Source organism: Nostoc paludosum FACHB-159 (genome assembly GCF_014698835.1).
Lineage (GTDB): Bacteria > Cyanobacteriota > Cyanobacteriia > Cyanobacteriales > Nostocaceae > Nostoc > Nostoc paludosum.
Genome location: NZ_JACJTU010000006.1, coordinates 275,450 through 287,182, shown reverse-complemented (window position 1 = coordinate 287,182; position 11,733 = coordinate 275,450). Strand labels below are relative to the sequence as shown.

At 42.0% G+C, this 11,733-nt stretch carries 8 protein-coding genes; 5 read left to right on the top strand and 3 right to left on the bottom strand.

The window, feature by feature from the left end; genetic code table 11:
* Nucleotides 1-109: 109 nt before the first annotated feature.
* Nucleotides 110-544: an NfeD family protein gene (locus H6H03_RS08950; protein ID WP_190954778.1), complete on the bottom strand. Its 435-nt coding sequence runs from the start codon at nucleotides 542-544 to the stop codon at nucleotides 110-112.
* 416 nt (nucleotides 545-960) lie between these two features.
* Between H6H03_RS08950 and H6H03_RS08945 the strand changes: the two genes are divergently transcribed.
* Together H6H03_RS08945 and H6H03_RS08940 are read left to right on the top strand one after the other, a co-directional pair.
* Nucleotides 961-2,955: a protein phosphatase 2C domain-containing protein gene (locus H6H03_RS08945; protein ID WP_190954777.1), complete on the top strand. Its 1,995-nt coding sequence runs from the start codon at nucleotides 961-963 to the stop codon at nucleotides 2,953-2,955.
* A 10-nt stretch (nucleotides 2,956-2,965) separates the two neighbouring features.
* Nucleotides 2,966-3,277, top strand: a complete 312-nt coding sequence (locus tag H6H03_RS08940; protein ID WP_190954776.1) for a hypothetical protein — start codon at nucleotides 2,966-2,968, stop codon at nucleotides 3,275-3,277.
* A 406-nt stretch (nucleotides 3,278-3,683) separates the two neighbouring features.
* Here H6H03_RS08940 and H6H03_RS08935 read toward each other — a convergent pair whose 3' ends face one another.
* Nucleotides 3,684-5,777, bottom strand: coding sequence for a BamA/OMP85 family outer membrane protein (locus H6H03_RS08935; RefSeq protein ID WP_190954775.1), 2,094 nt, complete (start codon nucleotides 5,775-5,777; stop codon nucleotides 3,684-3,686).
* 741 nt (nucleotides 5,778-6,518) lie between these two features.
* Between H6H03_RS08935 and H6H03_RS08930 the strand changes: the two genes are divergently transcribed.
* Nucleotides 6,519-7,883 (top strand): lipid-A-disaccharide synthase-related protein, encoded by a 1,365-nt coding sequence (locus H6H03_RS08930; protein ID WP_190954774.1) that lies wholly within the window; start codon nucleotides 6,519-6,521, stop codon nucleotides 7,881-7,883.
* A 12-nt stretch (nucleotides 7,884-7,895) separates the two neighbouring features.
* A complete protein-coding gene (locus H6H03_RS08925) occupies nucleotides 7,896-8,168 on the top strand; it encodes a hypothetical protein (RefSeq protein WP_242065741.1) in 273 nt (90 codons plus the stop codon).
* Here the strand turns inward: H6H03_RS08925 and H6H03_RS08920 are convergent.
* On the bottom strand, nucleotides 8,137-8,859 hold the full coding sequence (locus H6H03_RS08920; protein WP_190882817.1) for a response regulator transcription factor: 723 nt from the start codon (nucleotides 8,857-8,859) through the stop codon (nucleotides 8,137-8,139). The genes H6H03_RS08925 and H6H03_RS08920 overlap by 32 nt on opposite strands.
* Nucleotides 8,860-10,376: 1,517 nt before the next feature.
* Here H6H03_RS08920 and H6H03_RS08915 point away from each other — a divergent pair.
* Nucleotides 10,377-11,711 carry an ATP-binding response regulator gene (locus H6H03_RS08915; RefSeq protein ID WP_190954773.1) on the top strand — a complete coding sequence of 445 codons (1,335 nt, stop codon included), beginning with the start codon at nucleotides 10,377-10,379 and terminating at the stop codon, nucleotides 11,709-11,711.
* Nucleotides 11,712-11,733: the final 22 nt, after the last annotated feature.

Sequence of the window (11,733 nt, the reverse complement as noted above, 5' to 3'; positions counted from 1 at the left end):
TTTCACCATCCTCCCACACCTCCCACACCTCCCACACCTCCCACACCTCCCACACCTCCCACACCTCCCACACCTCCCACACCTCCCACACCCCGATACCCCACTCGCATTACGAATGCAACAAATTTTCCGGTATCACAATCAAAGTTGTGCCTTCTCTTCTGACTACATAAACTCTTTGATGGGGCGCTATGCTGAATTTGTCATCATCACATCGCGCTTGCCAAGAGTTTCCCTCGTACAGGACTCGCCCTGTTTTACCAGGTGGAATTTCTGTTAGGGTTTCAGCTATGACTGCATCTTGAATTTTTGACTTGCGCCGTCGCGGTTGCAAAAAGCGACGGGAAAGCACAGTTAGTGTTGTGGAAAGCAACAGCCACACTATAATTTGCAACCATACACTTGTTAGACCGACTCCAGACAGCAGCGCTACGATAAAAGCGCTAATTCCCATCATGAAAGCAACGAACGCTGATGGTAAGAACAGTTCGGTTAAACATAGAACTGCTCCTGCAAGAAGCCAAATTAAAGTAAAACTTGGCATAGCGCTATCCTAATCTACATTGACGTAAATGCATTTATACGATTAGATACACCCAGACGTAGGCTGTTAACGGAAAGCAAAATTTGGTTTTTTTACCAAAAAGGCAGGGGTTAAAAGGCAGGGGCAGGAGGTTACGAGTACTAATTAAAACTTTAGCTCTAGGTCTGGCTGAGTAAAAAGCAGTAATTATACTGTCATTACTTGCAGCAAAGTATAAAGTGTCCTTATTTGAATCCCACTTTTTTAAAGGTGGGTTCCTGCTCCCTCCTGCCTTCTGCCTTCTGCCTCCTACCTCCTGAACATTTGATTAATTTCAGTAACAAGGTGTAGCCAGGGGTACACAAGTCCAGTCTATTCTAGCCTTCAAGTTGTTGACAGCTAAATTTAATCGAAATTCATGAGTTGATTTGTTTCTTATGATTTCTATCCAGCCGAAAATTTATTGTATAAATCCAACGTGTAATGACCCGATTAATCCTGAGGAAAATGCTGTATGTGCTAGTTGTCAAACTCCCCTAGTTCGCCGCTATCTCTGGGCTGTTGGCTCGGTGTCCGCCACAATACCGCCAGGTACGAAGGTAGCAAATAGATATGATGTAATTAGATATCAAGTTTGGCTAGATAGTCAACCAGGACTGCTGCCAGATGTCCCTGAGCAATTGCCAAAAGCAGTAATTCCTTATTTACGGTTATATCAAGAACGGTTACATTTACCCCAGGTTTATGGGTTTGCTCGTGGCGTTGAGGAAGGTGCAGGTGATATTCTCTTATTGGAAAATGTGCCGATAGATGAAACGGGACATATTTACCCCAGTATTACTGAGGCATGGGAGCAAGCAACGGCGGTAAGACAAGTTTATTGGCTGTGGCAAATTCTCCAACTTTGGACGCCTCTATCAGAATGGGGACTTAGCCGCAGTTTATTGGTACGGGATAATTTGAGAGTCCAAGGTTGGTGTGTGCGACTGTTGCAACTTTACCAAAAACCAACAGTTGAGAAACTGAGTTTGCGACATTTAGGACTATGTTGGCAGCCTTGGGTAGCGTCTGCAAAAACATCTATAGCCAAACAATTGCAGAATATAGTCCAGCAGATGTGTGAAACTCAGGTGGAGTTAGATGCGATCGCTACTCAACTCAATCATTTATTATTAGCATCTGCGGCGGAGTTGCCGTTAAGTCTCAAGGTGGCAGGCTCTACAGATACTGGCAAAGTAATGCCGCAAAATGAAGATACTTGTTATCCTAATGCTTTGAGTGACTTTGACGATCGCTTACTACCTCAGTTGTCGATTGTTTGCGATGGTATTGGCGGACATGAAGGCGGTGAAGTTGCTAGCCGCTTAGCAGTGGAGTCTGTCAAGTTGCAAATTCGCGTTTTGTTAGCGGAGGTAGCCGCCCAAAATCAACTTGTATCGCCACAGTTGTTGCAAGAACAACTAGAAGCAAGCTTGCGAGTAGCGAATAATGTGATTTCTGCCCGCAATGACGAGCAAAATCGCCAAGGCAGAGAACGCATGGCGACAACTATTGTCATGGCTGTGCAAGTTCCCCAACGAATTGAAACTATTTCTGGGTGGCAATCAAACAACAGTCATGAACTATACTTAGCTCATGTTGGTGATAGCCGTGCCTATTGGATTACTCCAAATTATTGTCAGCTATTAACAATAGATGATGATGTAGCGGCGCGGGAAGTACGTTTTGCAAAAAGCTTGTATCGCCAGGCACTTTTAAGACCAGATGCTACTGCCTTAACTCAAGCTTTGGGAACAAGAGATTCAGAATCTTTGCGTCTGACGGTTGGGCGTTTCATTCTGGAAGAAGATGGTATATTGTTGCTGTGTTCTGATGGTTTAAGCGATCGCAATTGGGTAGAACAATATTGGCAAGATTATATAAAACCTGTATTCGCGGGTGAAGTGACACTTGAAGATGCTGTCAGCAATTGGATTAACCTGGCAAATGAAAAAAATGGGCGTGATAATATTTCGGTTGTTCTGACTTATTGCCGTGTTTCTCCAGAATATGTACCACCCGTTACTCCGACGCCGCCAGTTGAAATTGTAGAACCAGAAATAGAACAACTAGTAGAACCAGAAGAATTACCAGAACTAGAAGAACCAATTTCTTTAACAGAAAGTTCCGAAGAATCACTAGACTTGGATTTAGATTTAGATATTCCAGAGGAACCAGTCACAACCCCTACAACCCCAGAAATTCCACCAACTTTAATCGAAAAACCTCGTTTGCGTAAACGTTTGCTAATGCTGGGGGGAGTGTTGGCGTTGCTTGCCGGGGGTACAGGTATAGGATTATTTGCTTGGTGGCAAATTAATCCTCAAGGGTTTGGGCAAGTGTGTCGGCAACTTCCTGCAAGAGTACAGCAAGTGTGTCCAGGTAAGAAATAGGGCATTGGGCATGGGGCGTTGGGTATGGGGTGTTAGCGAAACAGGCGGTTATAAACCGCGTTTACACACACAAAACCCACCTCCGTGGGTTCAAAACCTTAATTTTCCGTTAGTCCGCGCAGGTGGTCACTGGGCTTGTCGAACTGCGGACTTCGTTTGTGTAGCAGCAAATTCTATTCGCTTTCCTCAGGTCAATAGCGGCTATCCTCGAAACAATAGCGACTTTCCTCAAAACAATAGCGACTTTCCTCGAAACATTAGCGGCTTTCCTCGAAATATTAGCGGCTTTCCTCAAAACAATAGCGGCTATCCTCAAAACTAATAGCGGCTATCTTCAAGACAATAGTGGCTTTCGTCGAAACAATAGCGGCTTCGCTTAAGTCAAAAGCGGTGTAGTAAAAGTTTAATTGGTGAAGTGAACAGTGTGAAGCGATCGCACCACAGATAACTTTACTTGACTTTGGCAAAGGCGATCGCTCTGGGAAGTTATCAAATCATGTATTACTTGAATATGCGATGAGGTAATGCGTAGATAGGCAATAGGATTCTAGAAGATTAAGTGTATTGAGTTTTTTTTCGCGCAATCAAATATGAGTCCTATATTTAATGAGTTTGAGATTTGCTGAAAAATTTGTCCAGCTATCTTTAAGCGACCAGTGACCCATCCTCATTGACTCTCGTGTTAAAGCTAAGACACTGTTGCCTATTACCTATTGCCTATTTGCCATTTAAAACCGCTGCCCTATACCTAAATGTAATTGGCTTTCTCCCTGGTCATTAAAACCATAATCAGCCCGAATTAAGCCTAAGGGCGAATCGATTCGCACTCCAGCACCATAACCATAACCAAAACCTGGTTTGTCTCGCACACCGGCTGGGTTTCCCAATACAGTATCACCGGAACCCAAGTCGGAAGCAAAGTCGGCAAACAAGACACCGCCGACAATTGGTAAAACCGGGAAGCGATATTCCGCCGAAGCTAAGACATAACTGCGACCATTCCCAACTTCTCCGGAATCGTAACCGCGCACTGAGTTGGAACCACCCAAGTTAAAGGTTTCATAGGGCGGTAAATCGCCAATGACGGTACCAGCTTGGACGTTAACTGCAAATACTTGTGGCTGTTTGCTGCTAAATATTTGAACTGGTAAATATTGGCTGTAGTTGGCTTTGAGGCGATTGAGAGAGATATTACCTTGACCAATGGGCACAGATTGTTCTGTACTCAGACTCAAAACGGAACCTTTAGTGGGGTTGATGGGGTTATCTCGCTGGTCTTTGGTGGCGGTGAAGGATACGGTGGTGAGGTCATCTACACCCGTACCGCTGAAAGATAAAGGATTGCCTTGAGCGTCGGTTGGGGTAACATTACCTTGGCGATCGCGGATACTAGTGCGGTTATAATTGACTCCTAATGAGGTATTCCAGCCTTCAATTGGTTGCTGGAAGCTGATACCACCACCAATATGACCTTCTTGGACTTTATCGCCGTTAGCTAAGCGAATCTCATCATCAAAGGTTTCAGAAACTTCCCGATTACGGAAAACATTTACAGTGTAACCTAAGCGATCGGGGTTAGTTACTCGATAGGGACTGATAAATTTGGTATTAAACTGTAAGTCCCGGCTACTTACCCCAACATTCAACGCTAAAGTATCGTTAACACCGCCGACATTCCGGTCTTGATAGCTGATTGTACCTATTAATCCTTGCTCGGCGTTGTAACTACCACCCAAGTTAACACCACGCGCCCCAGTTTCTTTGAGTTGATAGACAACATCAACTTTTGTCGCGTCTCCTTCCAAAGCAACATTTACACTCTGAAATAAGCCTGTGGCATATAGCTGTTGTATATCTTGTTTAACTACATTTTCTTGGAAAATTTGACCGGGTTTTAGCTTGAGTTGCTGTTGGAGAAAATCTGGTTTGGTGCGTCCTCCCACAGGATTACCTTTACTATCTACGGTTTTACCATCCTCACTAACAAAGCGAAATTTAATATCACCCACCAAGCCTTCAGCAACATTCACAGTCAAAATTCCTTGAGGACTGGGTTTAATTGATAGCACCCGTGCCAAGTTATAACCGTTGTCAGCATACCACTTGTTAATTTGTGCCACTGCTTGCTGGAGTCCAGCCGGACTAATAGCGGTGCCAATTTGAGATTGCAAACGTTCTTGTGCTACTTGGTAAGTCAGGGCTTTTGCACCGGATAATTGTAGCGATCGCACTATTACCGGTTGCACCTGATAAACTACATTCAATCCAGCAGATGTACTTTGGCTATTTACAGTAGCATTGCTAAATAAACCTGTATCCAAAATTGCTGCGACATCTTTTTGTAACTGACTTTGACTAGTTTCTCCACCAATCTGAGTTTTAATCACTTTGCGAAGGATTTCTTGCAATTCTTGATTAGCTCCCACTATCTGTACATTTGTCGCTGTGACTACCAAATCATTGTTAGTAGCAGGCTTTTGGGGAGAGGGAGATGAGGGAATGAGAGGAGGTGTTACAGACGAATTATCTTTATCTTTTTGGTTTTGTATTAACGTAGCTGCTGGTTTTAAGATTACCGGAGAATTTTTGTTTCCAGTTGTTGTTACTGGCAGGGGATTTTGGGAAAATTGTTGTGCGACTATAGTTTCTGGAGAAGCAATTGTTTCTACCCGTGCGGGAGTTTCTTCAATTACTGGCACGACCAAGTTATCGGCTTTTGCAGTTGGTGTAACGGTTTTAGCAGATGCAGCCGTCGCTTGCTGGGTAACATTGCCAGCAGTCAAAGTTGCTAAAGTAAAAATTGCAGTCGTAGAAATTTTCATAATATCTAACTTAATTAATAATGATTTATACGAATTTTGGATTTGAGATTTCGGATTATAAGTCTTGAATAAAAGACTTTTTGAGAAATTTCAAACAATCCATCCTTTGGAAATTTAGTGTTAGCTAAAGGAAAGTAAAGTAGTAAGGATCATCCTAACTTCCAAACTACTTTGCTAAATTCCCTATTGATGCCTCTTACCCACATAGACAGTTAATTTCGATTTTTTGTTTCACAGCAGCTTTGCTATCTTGCCTTGGATATTATCAGCACTACGAAAGTTAGTTGAAAAATATTGAATGTTTTTTATTTAAAAATACTTTTTATCTAATACCAATTCTCTATAAAAATGCGCCCAATTATTCTGGGACATAGCGAATAATCTTTAAAAAACCTCTGCGAACCTTTGCGTTAATCTCCGCGTACCTTTGCGTTGAAAAAAACCTAAGATTTGGCGCACCTTCCCAAAAAAAACGCTATAAATTCCTGATATGCTGAAAAACTATTAGATTGGCTAGGTATTAATCGGTAAATTGCATAATCATAAAAATCAAATTTACGGCATGATATCAACATTACTTGCTACTCACAGTACTAACTAAGTAGGTAGACATAATTAAATGTAAAATACAAAACTTTAAAACCCCGATCAAAACTGGCTTTTCCCTTCTGCCTTCTGCCTCCTGCCTTCTGCCTTCTGCCTCCTGCCTTCTGCCTTCTGCCTTTTGCCTTCTAAAATTTTATGAGTAATGCTTCTAGGTTCTCCCAAGCTTCTAATTCCCAAGCTGCAAGTTCTGGTTTGCGGTTACTTGTATTAAGTAACGGACATGGGGAAGATATAATTGCAGTCCGAATTTTGCAAGAACTCCAACGACAACCAAACCCACCAGAAATATTTGCTTTACCTCTGGTGGGTGAAGGACGTGCTTACGAACAGTTGGATATTCCCTTCATCGGTTCAGTACACAATATGCCTTCTGGTGGCTTTATATATATGGATGGACGCCAATTGGCGCGGGATGTTCGCGGTGGTTTATTGCAACTTACCCTCAGCCAAATTAAAGCGATTCGCCGCTGGGTAAGTTCTCAAAAAAAATTAGGTAACAACAGAGCAATTTTAGCTGTGGGAGATATTGTACCACTCTTGTTTGCAGCTTTGAGTGGTGCTAATTATGCTTTCGTTGGTACAGCAAAATCGGAATATCATGTCCGAGATGAAGCTGGATTGTTACCAAAAAAATCCAAAGGTATAAGTTGGGAAAACTTTTCTGGTTCAGTGTATCACCCTTGGGAACGTTGGTTGATGAGCCGTCGCCGTTGTAAAGCAGTGTTCCTCAGAGATGCGCTGACGACGGAAATATTAAAACAATGGCCAATTCCAGCTTTAAGTTTGGGTAATCCAATGATGGATGGCCTAGAACCAACCTTTTCTTCCGCACAATTTTATAGTCTAGCTAGCCACCAGCAGGAGACAGTTCGACCTTTTGTGGTGACTCTTTTGCCTGGTTCCCGTCCACCAGAAGCGTACAACAACTGGGAAACAATTACGATCGCTGTGTCTGCATTGCTAACCAGTTTTCAACAGCGAAATTCCATTTTCCACACTTCTGGCACGGTGGTGTTTTTAGGTGCGATCGCTCCTGGTCTAGACTGTAATATCTTATCTCAAAGCGTGCAATCCCAAGGCTGGCGAATTGTATCAGAATCTCCTATCCCAATTCCCGACCCAAATCTCTTGACATTTAAGCAAAGAAATGCATATTTACTGTTAACACAACAAGCTTATAATGACTGTTTGCATTTAGGAGATGTGGCGATCGCGATGGCGGGTACAGCTACAGAACAGTTTATCGGTTTAGGCAAACCAGCGATCGCTATTCCCGGAAAAGGGCCTCAATATAACCCTGGCTTCGCTCAAGCCCAAAGTCGGCTCTTAGGCTCATCTTTGACTTTAGTTGACCAGCCAGCGGAAGTTGCAAAAATAGTACAGTCTTTATTCAAAGATCCCGATAATTTGCAAATAATTGCTGAAAATGGCGTGCAGCGCATGGGAAAACCAGGTGCAGCACTACGCATTGCCCAATGTTTACAACAAAGGTTGGGATGAAGGGCATTGGGCATGGGGCATGGGGCAAGTGTGGGAGGGGTGGGAGGTATGGGAGGTGTAGGAGCAGTGGGAGGTGTGGGAGGTGTGGGAGGTGTGGGAGGTGTGGGAGGTGTGGGAGGATGGGGAAGCATTAATTCTCTTTCCCCCCACACTCCCCTCTCTTCCCACACTCCCCACACTCCCCTCTCTCCCCACACTCCCCTCTCTCCCCACACTCCCCCCACTTCCCCATCTCCCCATCTCCCCAGTCCCCTCACGCTACCAACCCAGAACGCAAAGCCCTAACGGCAGCTTGGGTACGGTCATCAGCGCAGAGTTTATTGAGAATATTCCGAACATGGGTCTTGACGGTGCCAACTGTAATGTAGAGTTTTTCGGCAATTTGCCCGTTGCTACACCCAGCGACAATTAATTCTAAAATTTCTAATTCTCGTTGAGTCAAGGGGTATGTTTCCAAAACTTGCTCGTATTCTGTGGCTAGGGCTTCGATTTTTACAGTTTTTGGTTTGTCAGAGGTTTGGGTTTCTCCGGGAATTCCTTGGCGCATCTTCCGTAATACTACATTGGCGATCGCGGGATCGATCCAAGAGTTACCACCATAAGTTGCTTGTATAGCTTCAGTTAATTTACTGATACTTGTTTCTTTCATGTAATAAGAATCTGCCCCTGCCGCAAAGGCCGCAAGTACAGCATCCTCTGTATGATCCATTGTGAGGATGAGAATCTTGGTTGCTGTCTGCCCAGTTTCAGCTTGGTAGCGTCTGAATTTACGGGTAAGTTCAATGCCATCCATATCAGGCAAGCCAATATCGACAACGGCTACATCTGGCTTTGCTGTTTCTAAAAGTTTTAATCCCTGAGTAGCGTTTGCAGCTTCGCCAATCACTTTTAATGCACTGTGAGACTGTAATGCAGCCCGTAGTCCCATTCGCGTTAAATCGTGATCTTCAATTAAGATAATGCTAATTTCACTCATCGCTACACTCACTGTTACACTGTTTGCATCTTTAAAAGTATTACCTTTTGTAATTACTTTTTCTGTTAAGAATTTAGGAGCCAAAATAGTTCAAGAATCACAATAATATTTAATGAATCAATATATGGAGCATATTTACATTCATTTTGAATTATGATTTTTCAACGGCAGTTGCTACCCTGAGGGTTCTCCTTTCCCGAAGCGTTCCGCAGGGAAGGAGTACAAGTCAATAAACATTCTTGGCGCACTGCCTCATATTGAGCGCCGAATTCTTACCTATATTTTATTTTCCCAAACCAAAGATAGATGATCTTTTGACAACTCTGCATCCACCGATAGAAATAATAAATATCCTATTTTTTTATATTTAGATAGAGTACAAATCTAGCTGAAGATATATGGTGAGTTGCACAAAAAGGATGAAATATTGATACGAATACTAAATTGCTCACTTTTGTGCAAAATTCAGCTTTTAGTTTCTATGATCCCTTAGTTATTTGCTATTACCTTGTACAAAGCCACGAGTGAGGGCTGGGGGGATGGCAAGCACAGGGGCAGGAGCAAAAATTATAACTCCTAACTCCTGTACGAGCAAGGGTTAATTGCGGTTCTACTGCTAACTCAACAGTCAATAATCCGAATAATTTCAGGAGGTTTAAGATTTTTTAAAATTTCCCAATTAAGTACACCTAGTACTTCTTTATCTACTTCGTCCAAGCAAACTGATGGGTAAAACTGCTCAGGCTTATGGTACACAATAGCGGTGTGCAACTCTCACTAATGACTGACGACGGTTGTCAGCTCACTCATTTACAATTGTTTTGAGGTCTATAAAGTATTTTATTTTACTTTATACCGCCATTGCTTGCTATCTTCAGTTCAATATTTTTCAGTTTGTTAATTACTAATTGTTTTTGAGGCATTGGTTATCAGCTAGCAGTTTAGTCTCAAGACTTACCAAACTACCTAAATTCAGGATATAACAAGCCCAATTCAGTCTCAGGAAAGGCTTGCAACTGTGATAAGTATAGTACTCATGGAGGATAAGGGAATTAATATTATCAATGTCAAGTGGGCATTCATCAAAATTAATATTGTTAACCTAGTTAACTTTACAGGTGGTGTACTAGAGACAGTTTAATTTTGGGCAGCGATCGCAGCTAGTTTCCTGAAGACATGCCAAATAAAACTTGCTTTTGCTGAATTTAGTGTCAGAAATTAGCATCCATTATGAGGTAGTCTGTTGCTCTGGTCAAGGGAATTATGGCAACTGCCATTCAGAAGTCAGAATCGATCGCGAGTTTACAATGATTGGTATACTGATTTAGTGAATATTGTTTTGATTTTAAATTTTTCTGATTTTTGAATTTTTAACATACTTGGATATAACACAAAAGGTCTTAGTTAATTAAGTTACAGATTTTATATATCAGAAAACCTTACTATTGTTTAATAGAATAATCTCAAAAGAGAAATGTTATACATCAACCTATGTTTTACGGCGAAAATAAAAACCGATGGAAGAGACGCTGAAAATTTTGGTTGTAGACGATGACGAAGTAGACCGGATGGCAGTACGTCGTGCCCTGACTAAAGCAGGTGTGCAAATGAATCTGTCTGAGGTAGGCGATGGTAATGATGCATTCTCTGTCTTAAGCACCACTACCTATGATTGTGTTTTCCTTGACTATCGCTTACCAGACCAAGATGGATTAACTCTCATCCAAAACATACGCGCTTCGGATATTAAAGTTCCTCTAGTAGTCCTAACTGGGCAAGGAGATGAACAAATCGCTGTTGAATTAATGAAAGCTGGTGCTACAGATTATCTTTCTAAGTCTAGAATATCTTCAGAAATCTTGGCATATGTTTTGCGGAATGCCATTCGAGTTTATCGTGCTGAAATGCAGGCAGCTTTGGCAAACCAGCAACTCAGAGAAAGTCATGAGCAGTTGATTCGTAAGAACCAAGAATTGGAAAGACAACAGCAACAAATTCAAATCCAAAACTTCAAGCTATTGGAAGCATCGCGGCTAAAATCACATTTTTTAGCTACCATGTCTCACGAACTAAGAACGCCAATGAATGCGATTATTGGTTTTTCGCAAATACTTTTGCGTCCGAAGTTTGGTCAATTAACGCACCAACAAACGGATATGGTTGAGCGCATTTTGAATAATGGTAAGCATTTGTTAATGTTGCTCAATGAAGTTTTGGATTTCTCTAAATTGGAGGCCGGACGATTAGACTTAAAACCAGAAATATTTGATATTCCCAAGGTAATAAACACTGCTGTAGGAGAAATGCGTTCTCTAGCTGAGGCCAAAAATCTCTCATTGCTGGTGCAAACAGATTTGCAAAACCCTTTGGGATTTAACGATCCATTTCGTGTAAAACAAATCTTAATTAACTTGCTGTCTAACGCCATTAAATTCACAGAGTCTGGTGAGATTTGGGTTGAGGTTAAGGAACTACCCGCCAACCAAGTGGCAATTATTGTTAGAGATACAGGTATTGGTATAGCACCTAGAGATTTTAAACTTATTTTTGAAGCATTTCGCCAAGTCGATCAAAGTATTACTCGTAAATATCCAGGCACTGGTCTGGGTTTAGCAATTGTAGATTCACTGGTACAAATGATGGGCGGCAAAATTGTTCTGGAGAGCCAATTAGGAATCGGTTCAATGTTTAGAATTGAATTGCCGCGTCAAGTAACATTAGGAACTGTAGCAGTCGATCCTCCGAGTTTATATTGGGAAAAAGACGGCGTTTTTTGTTCTGCTCAAAATCCACATCAATCATCTGCTCCAGTGAGAAAATCACGAATAGGTTCTCCCAAATTTAAACTATAAAATTACTGCTAAAAAAACTGAT